We start from the raw sequence: 12,038 nt of genomic DNA, 5'->3' as shown, positions 1-12,038 counted from the left end.
CGGAGGGGGGCCCGCCGGCCCGACCGCCTGTTCCAGCCATTGCCAGCGGCTTTCATGCAGCCGGCCGAGCTCGGCGGCATCGCCCCTGAATATTTCCCGGCCATGCGGCATCGGATGTGGCCCACTTGCGAAACTATTGGACCAAACCACGAAAGAAGTCGCCATTCAAGCCGACTATAAGGCAAGCGTCCTATAAGACTGCCTGCGGTTCGCCGCCAAAAAGACCACGGAGCAATTGCCTTGACCGACACGACAGCTGCCGCCGTCGCTACCCCAGCGCCGGCCAGCCACCCCTCGGCGCAAGCGACGGCCTTCACCGCCATTCTTGCGGTGAGCTTCTGCCACTGCGTCAATGACATCATGCAGTCGCTGCTTTCGGCCATCTATCCGCTGCTCAAGGACAATTACGGTCTCGACTTCTGGCAGATCGGCCTTTTGACCTTCACCTTCCAGGTGACCGCCTCGCTGCTGCAGCCGGTGATCGGCATGATCACCGACAAACGGCCGATGCCCTATTCCTTGCCTTGGGGCATGGCCTCGTCGCTGATCGGGCTGGTGGTGCTTGCTCATGCCGGCCATTACTGGCTGCTCCTGATCGGCGCCTCGCTGATCGGTATCGGCTCGGCGATCTTCCATCCGGAATCCTCGCGCATCGCCCGCTTCGCTTCCGGCGGCCGCTTCGGCCTGGCGCAGTCGCTGTTCCAGGTCGGCGGCAATTTCGGCCAGGCGATGGGACCGCTGCTCGCCGCCTTCATCGTCGTGCCGTTCGGCCAGACCAGCATCTCCTGGTTCGCCGTCGGCTCGCTGATCGGCATCATCGTGCTGTGGCAGGTCGGCGGCTGGTACAGCCGGCTGCGCGCTTCGATGGCCACCCGCAAGCAGGTGGCCCACGTCTCGCCCTTCCCGCGCAGCAAGGTGATGTGGGCATTGGCGGTCCTGACGCTCTTGGTGCTGACCAAGAACGCCTATATCGCCTCGCTCTCCAGCTACTACACTTTCTACGCCATCCATAAGTTCGGCGTTTCGGTGCAGATGTCGCAGGTGATGCTGTTCCTGTTCCTTGGCGCTTCGGCGCTGGGCATCCTGCTAGGCGGCCCATTCGGCGACCGCTACGGCCAGAAGGCGATGATCTGGTTCTCCATCGTCGGCGTGCTGCCGTTCACGCTGGCACTGCCCTACGCCAACCTGGAATGGACGATGGTGCTCACCGTGCTGATCGGCCTCATCCTGTCGTCGGCCTTTTCCAACATCGTCGTCTTCGCGCAGGAATTGGTGCCCGGTCGCGTCGGCATGATCGCCGGCATCTTCTTCGGCTTCGCGTTCGGCATGGGCGGCATCGCCGCCGCCGTGCTTGGCGTCATCGCCGATATGAAGGGCATCGACTTCGTCTACCAGATCTGTTCCTACCTGCCCTTCCTCGGCCTGCTGACGGTATTCCTGCCGAATATGAGGGAAGCGCGGAAGGCGCAGGCGGCGGCCAGTTAAAAACCGCCGATCTTCAGGACTCGAATAAGGGCGTGGCAGCTGCCGCGCCCTTATCGATTCCTTCCCATACGCCAGGTGAAAAGCCTGTTAGTGTTCGAAACGCGTGCGCTGGCGACGCTGCCGCAGATAACTCAATGTCTCTGGAGAATGATATGCGCAAGATCGTATTGGCCGTGTTGGGCGTGCTTCTTGTAACCTTGCCGGCTACGGCACGCATCGTTCCTTTTCCGCCGGGTTTCAAGACGCAGTCCGTCGAAACCAACGGCACGAGCCTCTATGTGCGCGTCGGCGGCAAAGGTCCCGCGGTCGTGCTGCTGCACGGCTTTGCCGATACCGGAGACATGTGGGGCGCCGCGGCGGCGGCGCTCGCAAAGGACCATACTGTCATCGTGCCGGACCTGCGCGGCATGGGTCTGTCCGCTCACCCTGAAGCGGGCTACACCAAGAAGAACCAGGCCGTCGACATCGCCGGCGTGTTGGATGCCCTGAAGATCGACAAGGCAGATCTGGTCACGCACGACATCGGCAACATGGTTGGCTATGCGCTTGCTGCGCAATATCCCAAGCGCATCACCAAATGGGTCATCATCGATGCGCCGCTACCCGGAATCGGTGACTGGGAAAAGATCAAGCAAAGCCCGCTGCTTTGGCACTTCAACTTCCGTGGCCCGGATATGGAGCGGCTGGTCGCGGGGCGAGAGCGCATCTATCTCGACCGCTTCTACAACGAACTGTCGGCCGACCCGAAGAAGATCGATGAGGCCACGCGCAAGCACTATGCCAAACTCTATGCACGCCCGCATGCGATGCATGACGCTTTCGAGCAGTTCAAGGCCTTTGACCAGGACGCGATCGACAACCAGGCGATGCTCGCCGCTGGCAGCAAACTGACCATGCCGGTGCTGGCTGTTGGCGGGGAAAAATCCGCCGGCACCACGCAGGCCGATATCTTGCGGCTTGTTGCGACCGATGTCACAGGCGGCATCGTGCCCAACTCCGGTCATTGGATCATGGAGGAAAACCCCGACGCCACCGTCAAGCTGATCACTGGTTTTCTCGCCAGGTAGGCACTGTCCCGCGGACATGTCGATGAAAGTACAAAAGCACCCGCCTGACGGCGGGTGCCTGTCTACGCAACTGGACGATTCTAGGCCTTGAAGAAGGCCAAGAGGTCGGCGTTGATGACGTCCGCATGGGTCGTCGCCATGCCGTGCGGAAAGCCCTTGTAGACCTTGAGCTCACCCTTCTTGAGCAGCTTGATCGAAAGCAGCGCCGAATCCGCGATCGGAACGATCTGATCGTCGTCGCCATGCATGACCAGCACCGGCACGTCGATCTTCTTCAGGTCCTCGGTGAAGTCGGTTTCCGAGAAGGCCTTGATGCAATCGTAATGCGCCTTGGTGCCGCCCATCATGCCCTGGCGCCACCAATTGTCGATAACGCCTTCCGACACCGTCGCGCCCGGACGGTTGAAGCCGTAAAACGGACCGGCGGGAACGTCGCGGAAGAACTGGGCGCGGTTGGCCGTCAGCGCCGAGCGGAAGCCGTCGAACACCTCGATCGGCAGGCCGCCGGGATTGGCTGGGGTCTTGAGCATGATCGGCGGCACTGCCCCGATCAACACGGCCTTGGCGACGCGACCGCCGGAGCCGTATTGCGCGACATAACGCGCCACTTCGCCGCCACCGGTCGAATGGCCGACATGGATGGCATCCTTGAGGTTGAGATGCGCGGTGAGCGCCGCCACATCGGCGGCATAGGTGTCCATCTCATTGCCGGCGTCCGTCTGACTGGAGCGGCCGTGGCCGCGGCGGTCATGGGCGATGACGCGGTAGCCTTTGGAGAGGAAGAACAGCATCTGGGCGTCCCAGTCGTCGCTGCTCAGCGGCCAGCCGTGATGGAACACGATCGGCTGACCGGTGCCCCAGTCCTTGTAGTAGATCTGCGTTCCGTCCTTGGTGGTGATCGTGCCGCTGCCGATCTTGGTCTGCGAAGCTTCAGTCATCTCCATCTCCTTTGTATTTTCGCAATAAATAATATCGCGATAACGAAATGGGTAACGCGATCGAGCACGCTTGTCCACAAAAATATATATCACGATAACATTTTCCGTGGTATATAATCAGTGCTCAGTCGGCAAAGGAACGCGTCGGTGCCTCTTCCCTTGGACAATCAGCTCTGTTTCACGCTTTACGCCACCAGCATGACAATCAATCGTACCTACAAGCCCATGCTGGACGAAATGGGAATCACTTATCCGCAATATCTGGTGCTCAACGCGCTGGGCGAAGCGGACGGCATGTCGGTGGGCAGCATCGCGCACCGGCTCGCCTTGGAATCGAGCACCATCACGCCGCTGGTGAAGCGGATGGAACAGGCTAGCCTGGTAACCCGCCAGCGCAGCCAGACCGACGAACGCCAGGTGCAGGTTGACCTGACCGCGGCCGGACGCGCGCTGTTGGTCCGGTGCAATTGCCTGAACGAGACCCTGATCGAGCGCTCGGGCATGACGCTGGCTGAACTCGATGCCCTGAACCGGCAGGTGAAGGCGCTGCGGGATGCGCTGAACAGTGACCTGGCCGGCGATAGCTGAAGCTTGCGCGCTATCCCTTAATGCAGGCCGAACTCGCGCAGCAATTCCTCGCGGTAGCGCACGAAGCGGCTTTCGCTGCGGTCGCGCGGTCGTGGCAGGTCGACGTCGATCAGCCTTGCCGCGCCGCCCTTCTCCTTGGGCAGGATCAGCACCCTGTCGGCGAGATAGATCGCCTCCTCCAGGTCATGGGTGACCACGACCATCGTGACGTTCTCCTCGCTCCAGATGCGCGCCAGTTCCTCCTGCATGGAGATCTTGGTCATGGCGTCGAGGGCCCCAAGCGGCTCGTCGAGCAGCAGGATTTCGGGCTGCACCGTCAGCGCCCGTGCTATGCCGACGCGCTGGGCCATGCCGCCCGAGAGCTGCCTTGGATAGGCATCGCTGAACTCGGCAAGGCCGACCAGCGCGATATAGAACCGCGCCCGCTTCTCGGCCTCCGCCTTGGACACGCCACGCACTTCGAGACCGAAGGCGACATTGCCGAGTACGGTCAGCCAGGGCAGCAGCCGCGGCTCCTGGAAGATCACCGCCCGCTCCTCGCCGACGCCCTCGACCTGCTTTCCATCGATCGCGACGGCGCCGCCGTCGGCCCGCTCCAGGCCGGCGAGGATGCGCAGCAGCGTCGTCTTGCCCGAACCGCTGGCGCCGACGATAACCAGGCATTCGCCGGAGCGGATGTCGAGGTTGAGCGAGCGCAGCACCGCGAGTTGACGCCCGCCAAGCGCGAAGGACTTCGACAGGTCGCGTATCGTGACCTCGCCGCCGCGTGCGGTAGCCATGCCGGTGTCTCCATGTCAGTTGGTTTTGGTTTCGCCCGGGCGATAGAGGATGTCGGTGGCCTTGAGCTTGCCTTTCGGCAAACGGCCATCGCGTTCGAGAATGCTGACCCAGAACTCGACGTCGCGGTTCGTCACCGCTGCCTTTTCGCGCAGCCCGAAGCCGGTCCAGAAGCGGGCCAGCTCGCCGTTCTCGCCGCGTTTGTCGAGGACGTCGGCGAGCACCTTGCGCGCCTCGTCCGGATTTTGCCGCGACCAGTCGGCGGCGCGCGCGGACTGTTCGACGAAGTTGCGGGCAGCATCGGGATTGGCGGCGATGAAGTCGCGCCGGAGCACGACGAAACCGCCGGCGATCTCGCCGAGCACGTCGGTGTCGTTGAAGACGCCGCGCACGCCGCCATTGCTGACCAACTGGCCGGCAAACGTCGCCTGCCAGTAGCCGAGCCCCGCGATATCGACCTGGCGCGAGCGCAAGGTCTGCTCGAGCTGCGGTCCGGGTACCACGACGAGCTTGGCGGCATCCGGCGGCAGGCCGACGCTGCGCAGCGCCTCACGCACCGTATAATCGAGATGGGCGCCGAGCGTGTTGACCGAGATCGTCTTGCCGGCGATGTCGGCGATCGACTTGATCGGGCTGTCCTCCAGCACATAGAAGACGCTCTTCACGTCCTTGTTGATGCCGTTGCTCGGATAGGCGGCGACGAAGTCGTTGCCGCCGGCGATCGAGTTGATCACGGCAGGCGTGGCGACCGAACCCAAATCGACGCTGCCGGAGGCGAGCGCGAACAGCGATTCCGGGCCGCCCGCGGCATAGCCGACATTCTCGAGCTCGATGCCGAGGCCTTTGAAATAGCCGAGTTCGCCGGCAAGCTCGTGCGGGGAGATGCCGCCGCGGCTGGCAAGGTAGCGTATCTTGACGGCGGCGGCCTGCGAGCGTGCGATCGAAGGCAGGCCGGCGGCGATGATGCCGGCGGCAAGCGGGGCACGCAGGAGAAGCGAACGGCGTGTGATGGTCATGGTCCGGCCTTTCATGGTTTCAGGAATGATTGGTGATGGATTGACGGCTCAGCCGACGGTGCTGCTCCAGCGGCAGAGCCGCCGTTGCAGGCTGACCAGCGCCTGGTTGGCGATCAGGCCAAGTGCGGCAAGGATGACGATCGCCGCGAACATCAGCGGGATCTGGAAGTTGTACTGCGCGTTCATCACCTGGAAGCCGATGCCCTTGTTGGCGCCGATCATTTCCGAGGCGATCAGCAGCAGCAGCGCGGTGGTGGCGCCGAGCCTCAGGCCCACGAAGATCGAGGGCACGGCGCCGGGCAGCACGACGCGGCGGAATATGGTGAGCCGCCGGCCGCCGTAGACGCGCGCCATCTCGAGCAGCTTCGGATCGACCTCCTTGACGCCGCTGATGGTGTTGAGGAGCAGCGGGAACAGCGTCGCCCAGAAGATGACGAACACCTTGGAGGCTTCGCCCAATCCCAAGAGCAGGATGAACACCGGATAGAGCGCCAGCGCCGAGGTCTGACGGAACAACTGCACGATCGGATCGAGCGCGGTTTCCACGGCTCGCACCTGGCCCATGACCAGTCCGAGTGGGATAGCGACGATGACGGCCGCCGCGAAGGCAAGGCCGGCGCGCTGCAGGCTGATGGCGATATCGCCGAGCAGGCTGCCGCCGGCGAGGCCCTTCCAGAGCGCCGCGACGATGGCGTCGATCGGCGGCAGCACGGCCGCGTTGACCCAGCCGCTGCTCGCCGCAATTTGCCAAAGCGAGAGGAAGCCGAGCAGCACGCCATAACGCGACAGGATCCGCGTCGATGTCCGGCCGGCCAGCCGCAAGGCCGCCGTCCCGAAGCCATTGCCGCCGTCATGGCCGCCGATGCCGACCGACCGTTCGATGTGCTGCAAAGTCATCGTCTTGCCTTTCCTTTTCAGAGGATCATTCGGCGGCGAGCACGGTCGAGCGGGCGACTGTCCATGGATTCTCCGGTCGCCTGAGGCCGAGATTCTCGCGCAGCGTCCTGCCTTCGTATGCGGTGCGGAAAAGGCCGCGCCGCTGCAATTCGGGGATGACCAGGTCGACGAAATCGTCGAGCGCGCCGGGCAGCCAGGGCGGCAGGATGTTGAAGCCGTCGGCGGCTTCGCTGGTGAACCATTCCTCCAGTTGATCGGCGACCTGCGTGGCGCTGCCGACCACCGTGTAATGACCACGTGCCGTCGCCACCCACTGATAAAGCTGGCGGATCGTGAAATTGTGCTCATCGGCGATCTGGCGGATCAGCGCCTGCCGGCTCTTCATGCCTTCGGTTTCCCGGCTAGGCGGCAACGGGCCATCGAGCGGATAGTCCCTGAGGTCGAGCGTCTGGCCGGCAAGTGCGTTGAGCAGCGCCACGCCGTCCTCGGGCAGGATCAGGTCGTTCAGTTGCTGGTATTTGGCGCGGGCTTCCTCTTCGCTGCGCCCGACGAAAGGCGCCACGCCCGGCATGATCAGCACTTGTGCCGGATCGCGGCCGGCCGCCGCCACGCGCGCCTTGATGTCGCGATAGAATTCCTGCGCCGACGCCAGGCTCTGATGCGCGGTGAAGATCACCTCGGCCGAGGCCGCCGCGAGTCCGCGCCCATCCTCGGACTGGCCCGCCTGCACCACCACCGGATGGCCCTGCACCGGACGCGGTACGTTGAGCGGCCCCTTGACGCTGAAATGTTCGCCCTTGTGGTTGATGTCGTGCAGCCTGTCCTTGTCGTAGAAGCGGCCGGTCTTCTTGTCGCGGATGAAAGCGTCGTCTTCCCAACTGTCCCACAGCGCCTTCACCGTCTCGACATGCTCATGCGCCCGTTCGTAGCGCTCGGCGTGGTTGGGCTGGACGTCGCGGTTGAAGTTACGCGCCGTGTCGTCGCCCGCCGACGTCACGACGTTCCAGCCGGCGCGACCGTTCGACAGAAGATCGAGCGAAGCGAATTTGCGGGCGAGCGTGTAAGGCTCCTCATAGGTGGTCGAAGCGGTGGCGATGAAGCCGAGATGGGTGGTCAGCGGCGCCAGCGCCGCAAACAGTGTCACCGGCTCGAAACCGGCAATCTTGGCATTGCCGCCCTCGCGGGCGCCGAGGCCGACCGTCAGATTGTCGGCAAGGAAATAGGCATCGAACAGGCCGCGCTCGGCGGTCAGCGCGAGCTTTCTGTGGAACTCGAAATTGGTCGCGCCATCGGCCGGCGAGTCCGGATGGCGCCAGGCCGCGACGTGTTGGCCGCCGCCGGGCAGGAAGGCGCCGAGCTTGATCTGTCTGGACTCGCTGGGGCTGGTCATGGCTGATCCTTCGGTTCGAACGATTGCTTCGAAGTCAGGCGGCGAGGCCGACGCTGCGGGTGGCGCCGACAACGTTGACGACCTCGACGACGGCCTGCCGGGCGCGGGCATGGATCGCTTCCGATACGAGCATGCCGTCGGCAAAATCCTTGTCGGAGGCATAGATTGCTGTCGGCATGGTCAGCGCTTCGAAGAAGCCGAACAGCGGCCGCAGCTGGTGCTCGACGATCAGCGAGTGACGCTCGCCACCGCCGGTCGCGGCGAGAATGACTGGTTTGCCGCGCAGCGAAGAAGGATCAAGCAGATCGAACAAATGCTTGAAAAGCCCAGTGTAACTGCCTTTGAAGGTCGGCGATCCCGCCACCAGAACATCGGCATTGACCAGCTGTTCGACAATACCGCGGGCGGTCGGGTCGAGATCGCCGAGGCGCCGGGCCCGAGGAAAGGATGAACCGAGGTCCTCAATGTCGAAGACCGCCTGCGTCGCAGCGATCCGGCCACCGACCTCGCCAGCAATATGGCTGATGAATGCCTTGGTTTTCGACGGGCGGGTCAGGTTGCCGGATATCCCCACCACCAGCTTCTTCGTCATTTTCAGGCTCTCCTCGCGGCACTTCTTCATTAAGACTACCGATTTTATAGAATTAAATGAGCGAGAAGATTTCAAAACGGGCTTGGCAGAGGGATTGAGTTTGCGTTCTTTCGCCGTTGATTGGTTCAGCGGATGCGGGCTCAGGCTTCAATCCTGACCGGCGGCAGTTGCGGCGCCTCCAGTCCCTGGAAGGGGTCGCGCCAGGCGTCGATCGCCTCCAGCCGGCCATACCAGCGGCGAATAGATGGGTAGTCGTCAAGCGGCAATCTGGCGACATCGTTGAAAGCGAGGAACGTCGCCATGCGAAAGTCGGCATAGGAAACCGATTTGCCCACCAGCCACTCCCGCGGGGAAAGCTCGGCTTCAAGGATAGCTGCGGCCATGTGGAACTGCCTCAGCCCCTCCTCGACCAGTGCCTTGTCGATTGGCCCCAGCCCCCAACGCTGCTTGCTGCCGCGCTCGAAATGCACCATGTCGCAGGCTCTGACGAAGTTCTCCTTGCCCCAGCTCAGCCAGCGGATCATCTCGGGCTCGTTGTCGCCGGTGTGCCAGAAATCGGAATGCATGTCGCGCGAGAGCCAGCAGGCGATGGCGTCGGCCTCCCAGAGGCTCCATCCCGGGCCGACCAATATGGGCAAGGTCAAATTGGGGTTCAGCGCGCGATATCGTTCGGCCTGCCCCCGCGCCGTCGGCGAGGCGAATTCGAATGCGATCTCCGCCTTGAGGTAGCGCGCCGCCGCGACTGCGAGGCGAGGATTGGGATTGCGGCTGAACAGAAGTTTCATGTCGATCTCCAAAGGTCCTTGCCTGCCAAGGACGATTGAAACCCGCCCGATGCTACATTACGGGCGCAGACAAGACTCGGCGCAACCCGCCAGATCTGATTTTGCGTCAGGCGGAAGCGTTGACTATGTTCTGCCGACCAGGCCGGCTCCGGCCAAGGCTTGCCGTTCAACGGCTTGCGCCGCTCCCCGCCTTCCGATATAGAGCCGCCACCCGCGTAGACACCCTTGGAGGCAACGCGGAGGAAGGCTGGCCAGGCCTGCATGATCCCCGGAAGCGTTTGGATAGCCAAAAGCGTTTGGATCGACCATGCGAGGCCGCGACGGCTTTCGACGTTTACGGATGGGATTGCCCGCCGCGAACGCTCCATAAAACGCGAAAGGAAATGCCATGAGCCACGATACTTACGAGCTCAAGGCCGAAGCGCGCGAACAGGTCGGTAAGGGGTCCGCCCGTACGGTTCGACGCAACGGTAAAGTGCCTGCAGTTATTTACGGCGACAAGCAGCCCCCCCTGGCGATTGCGCTCAACTACAAGGACATCTTCTACAAGATCCACGGTGGCGGGTTCCTGACCACGATCGCCACGATCGATGTCGACGGCAAGAAGATCCAAGTCCTGCCGAAGGACTTCCAGCTCGATCCGGTCAAGGACTTCCCGGTCCATGTCGACTTCCTGCGCATCGGCAAGGACACCGAGGTCAATGTCGACGTGCCCGTCCACTTCATCAACGAAGAGAAGTCGCCCGGCATCAAGCGTGGCGGCGTGCTCAACATCGTTCGCCACGAAGTCGAGTTCCACTGCCCGGCCAATGCGATCCCGGATTTCATCACCGTCGATCTCACCGGCGCCGAAATCGGCGATTCGATCCACATTTCGGCGGTGGCCCTGCCGGCCGGTGTGAAGCCAGTGATCTCCGATCGCGATTTCACCATCGCGACCATCGCCGGCTCCGCGGCGATGAAGCCGGAGACGGAAGAGACCACCGAGGCGGAGGCGCCGGAAGCGGCGGCCCCTGCCGCCGAAGAGAAGTAATCTCTTCCGCGTCCGGAGGCGACGATGCTTGTCTTTGCAGGCCTCGGCAATCCGGGCGCAAAATATCAGAACAACCGGCACAATGTCGGCTTCATGGCGGCGGACGCGATTGCCCGCCGCCATTCCTTTTCGCCCTGGTCGAAGAAGTTCCAGGGGCTGATCTCCGAAGGCACGCTCGGCGGCGAGAAGATCCTTTTGATCAAGCCGCAGACCTTCATGAACCTGTCCGGCCAGTCGGTCGGCGAAGCGCTGCGCTTCTACAAGCTCGAAGCCGCCGCCCTCACCGTCTTCTACGACGAGATCGACCTTGCCGCCGGCAAGGTCAGGGTCAAGGTGGGTGGCGGTTCCGGCGGCCATAACGGCATCCGTTCGCTCGACCGGCATGTCGGCAATGCCTATCGCCGCGTGCGCATCGGTGTCGGCCATCCCGGCGTCAAGGAGATGGTGCACGGCCATGTGCTCGGCGACTTCGCCAAGGCCGACCGTGAATGGCTCGACGTGTTGCTCGACGCGATCGCCGATGACGCAGGGCTGTTGGCCAAGGGCGACGACAATTCCTTCATGAACCGCATCACGCTGACGCTGCGCGACAAGCTCGTGCCGACCGGCGATGACGATCGGCCGCCACCCAAGGCGCCGAAACAGCAGAGCCACATCCGCCAGGCGCGCCCGCAGCAGCCGGCGGCAAAAGTCCCCGAAAGCGGCCCGATGGCCGCGATGCTGAAAAAGCTGTTCGGCAAGGATTGAACGCCGAAACGATTGCCCGCAGGGCTTGACGATCGTCGGCGCTTTCGCCCATAGCCCTCACCAAATTTCGAATTCCCGATAGGACCGGAAAAAATGGGTTTCAAATGTGGCATCGTTGGCTTGCCCAACGTCGGCAAGTCGACGCTGTTCAATGCGTTGACAAGGACGGCCGCCGCGCAGGCCGCCAACTATCCTTTCTGCACCATCGAGCCGAACACCGGCGAGGTGGCGGTGCCCGATCCGCGCCTGCAGAAGATTGCGACAATCGGCAAGTCGAAGGAGATCATCCCGACCCGCATCTCCTTTGTCGACATCGCCGGCCTGGTGCGCGGCGCCTCCAAGGGCGAAGGCCTGGGCAACCAGTTCCTCGCCAACATCCGCGAGGTCGACGCCATCGTTCACGTGCTGCGCTGCTTCGAGGATGACGACATCACGCATGTCGAAGGCCGCATCGATCCGGTCGCCGACGCCGAGACCGTCGAGACCGAACTGATGCTCGCCGATCTCGAAAGCCTGGAGCGCCGCATCGTCCAGTTCCGCAAGCGCGCCGCCGGCAAGGACAAGGAGGCAATGGCCGTGCTGCCGATGATGGAGGCGGCGCTCGAGCTGCTGCAGGCCGGCAAGCCGACACGCTTCCTGCTCAACGGCATCGCGCCGGAGGACCTGCGCATTCTTCAGGGGCTGAACCTGTTGACGTCGCATCCCGTTCTCTATGTCTGCAAC

13 protein-coding genes are annotated in these 12,038 nt (G+C 63.2%); 6 read left to right on the top strand and 7 right to left on the bottom strand.

Annotated features, from left to right (window positions below):
* Window positions 1-240 precede the first annotated feature (240 nt).
* Together EOA29_RS11460 and EOA29_RS11455 are read left to right on the top strand one after the other, a co-directional pair.
* A complete protein-coding gene (locus tag EOA29_RS11460) occupies window positions 241-1,485 on the top strand; it encodes an MFS transporter (protein ID WP_189350552.1) in 1,245 nt (414 codons plus the stop codon).
* Between the two features lie 152 nt (window positions 1,486-1,637).
* Window positions 1,638-2,552 (top strand): alpha/beta hydrolase, encoded by a 915-nt coding sequence (locus EOA29_RS11455; protein ID WP_126095795.1) that lies wholly within the window; start codon window positions 1,638-1,640, stop codon window positions 2,550-2,552.
* 80 nt (window positions 2,553-2,632) lie between these two features.
* Here EOA29_RS11455 and EOA29_RS11450 read toward each other — a convergent pair whose 3' ends face one another.
* A complete protein-coding gene (locus EOA29_RS11450) occupies window positions 2,633-3,490 on the bottom strand; it encodes an alpha/beta hydrolase (protein ID WP_126092377.1) in 858 nt (285 codons plus the stop codon).
* A 147-nt stretch (window positions 3,491-3,637) separates the two neighbouring features.
* Here EOA29_RS11450 and EOA29_RS11445 point away from each other — a divergent pair, with 147 nt between their 5' ends.
* Window positions 3,638-4,078: a MarR family transcriptional regulator gene (locus EOA29_RS11445; protein ID WP_126092376.1), complete on the top strand. Its 441-nt coding sequence runs from the start codon at window positions 3,638-3,640 to the stop codon at window positions 4,076-4,078.
* 17 nt (window positions 4,079-4,095) lie between these two features.
* Here EOA29_RS11445 and EOA29_RS11440 read toward each other — a convergent pair whose 3' ends face one another.
* From EOA29_RS11440 to EOA29_RS11415, 6 genes are all read right to left on the bottom strand, one after another.
* The gene (locus EOA29_RS11440; protein WP_126092375.1) at window positions 4,096-4,857 is read right to left on the bottom strand and encodes an ABC transporter ATP-binding protein; all 762 of its coding nucleotides are present in this window, start codon (window positions 4,855-4,857) and stop codon (window positions 4,096-4,098) included.
* A gap of 15 nt (window positions 4,858-4,872) precedes the next feature.
* Window positions 4,873-5,871, bottom strand: coding sequence for an ABC transporter substrate-binding protein (locus EOA29_RS11435; protein ID WP_126092374.1), 999 nt, complete (start codon window positions 5,869-5,871; stop codon window positions 4,873-4,875).
* Between the two features lie 48 nt (window positions 5,872-5,919).
* Window positions 5,920-6,768: an ABC transporter permease gene (locus EOA29_RS11430; RefSeq protein ID WP_126092373.1), complete on the bottom strand. Its 849-nt coding sequence runs from the start codon at window positions 6,766-6,768 to the stop codon at window positions 5,920-5,922.
* A 25-nt stretch (window positions 6,769-6,793) separates the two neighbouring features.
* Window positions 6,794-8,158 carry an LLM class flavin-dependent oxidoreductase gene (locus EOA29_RS11425; protein ID WP_126092372.1) on the bottom strand — a complete coding sequence of 455 codons (1,365 nt, stop codon included), beginning with the start codon at window positions 8,156-8,158 and terminating at the stop codon, window positions 6,794-6,796.
* 34 nt (window positions 8,159-8,192) lie between these two features.
* A complete protein-coding gene (gene msuE, locus EOA29_RS11420) occupies window positions 8,193-8,750 on the bottom strand; it encodes an FMN reductase (RefSeq protein WP_126092371.1) in 558 nt (185 codons plus the stop codon).
* A 140-nt stretch (window positions 8,751-8,890) separates the two neighbouring features.
* Complete coding sequence (locus EOA29_RS11415) at window positions 8,891-9,535, bottom strand: glutathione S-transferase family protein (RefSeq protein ID WP_126092370.1); 645 nt, start codon at window positions 9,533-9,535, stop codon at window positions 8,891-8,893.
* A 388-nt stretch (window positions 9,536-9,923) separates the two neighbouring features.
* Between EOA29_RS11415 and EOA29_RS11410 the strand changes: the two genes are divergently transcribed.
* The 3 genes from EOA29_RS11410 to ychF form a co-directional block, all read left to right on the top strand.
* Complete coding sequence (locus EOA29_RS11410; RefSeq protein WP_126092369.1) at window positions 9,924-10,568, top strand: 50S ribosomal protein L25/general stress protein Ctc; 645 nt, start codon at window positions 9,924-9,926, stop codon at window positions 10,566-10,568.
* A gap of 24 nt (window positions 10,569-10,592) precedes the next feature.
* Window positions 10,593-11,315 (top strand): aminoacyl-tRNA hydrolase, encoded by a 723-nt coding sequence (gene pth, locus EOA29_RS11405; protein WP_126092368.1) that lies wholly within the window; start codon window positions 10,593-10,595, stop codon window positions 11,313-11,315.
* A gap of 93 nt (window positions 11,316-11,408) precedes the next feature.
* On the top strand, window positions 11,409-12,038 hold a 630-nt coding region (gene ychF, locus EOA29_RS11400; RefSeq protein WP_127220917.1), incomplete at its 3' end, for a redox-regulated ATPase YchF.

It is taken from the genome of Mesorhizobium sp. M1E.F.Ca.ET.063.01.1.1, assembly GCF_003998155.1.
Classification (GTDB): Bacteria; Pseudomonadota; Alphaproteobacteria; order Rhizobiales; family Rhizobiaceae; genus Mesorhizobium.
The sequence above is the reverse complement of the archived record's forward strand: the minus strand, read 5'-3'. Positions and strand labels throughout refer to the sequence as shown.

What these genes read in the sequence shown, in the direction of transcription:
- EOA29_RS11455 (WP_126095795.1), top strand. Translation starts at nt 1,638, where the DNA reads ATGCGCAAGATCGTATTGGCCGTGTTGGGCGTGCTTCTTGTAACCTTG.
- EOA29_RS11450 (WP_126092377.1), bottom strand. Translation starts at nt 3,490, where the DNA reads ATGACTGAAGCTTCGCAGACCAAGATCGGCAGCGGCACGATCACCACC.
- EOA29_RS11440 (WP_126092375.1), bottom strand. Translation starts at nt 4,857, where the DNA reads ATGGCTACCGCACGCGGCGGCGAGGTCACGATACGCGACCTGTCGAAG.
- EOA29_RS11435 (WP_126092374.1), bottom strand. Translation starts at nt 5,871, where the DNA reads ATGACCATCACACGCCGTTCGCTTCTCCTGCGTGCCCCGCTTGCCGCC.
- EOA29_RS11430 (WP_126092373.1), bottom strand. Translation starts at nt 6,768, where the DNA reads ATGACTTTGCAGCACATCGAACGGTCGGTCGGCATCGGCGGCCATGAC.
- EOA29_RS11425 (WP_126092372.1), bottom strand. Translation starts at nt 8,158, where the DNA reads ATGACCAGCCCCAGCGAGTCCAGACAGATCAAGCTCGGCGCCTTCCTG.
- msuE (WP_126092371.1), bottom strand. Translation starts at nt 8,750, where the DNA reads ATGACGAAGAAGCTGGTGGTGGGGATATCCGGCAACCTGACCCGCCCG.
- EOA29_RS11415 (WP_126092370.1), bottom strand. Translation starts at nt 9,535, where the DNA reads ATGAAACTTCTGTTCAGCCGCAATCCCAATCCTCGCCTCGCAGTCGCG.
- EOA29_RS11410 (WP_126092369.1), top strand. Translation starts at nt 9,924, where the DNA reads ATGAGCCACGATACTTACGAGCTCAAGGCCGAAGCGCGCGAACAGGTC.
- pth (WP_126092368.1), top strand. Translation starts at nt 10,593, where the DNA reads ATGCTTGTCTTTGCAGGCCTCGGCAATCCGGGCGCAAAATATCAGAAC.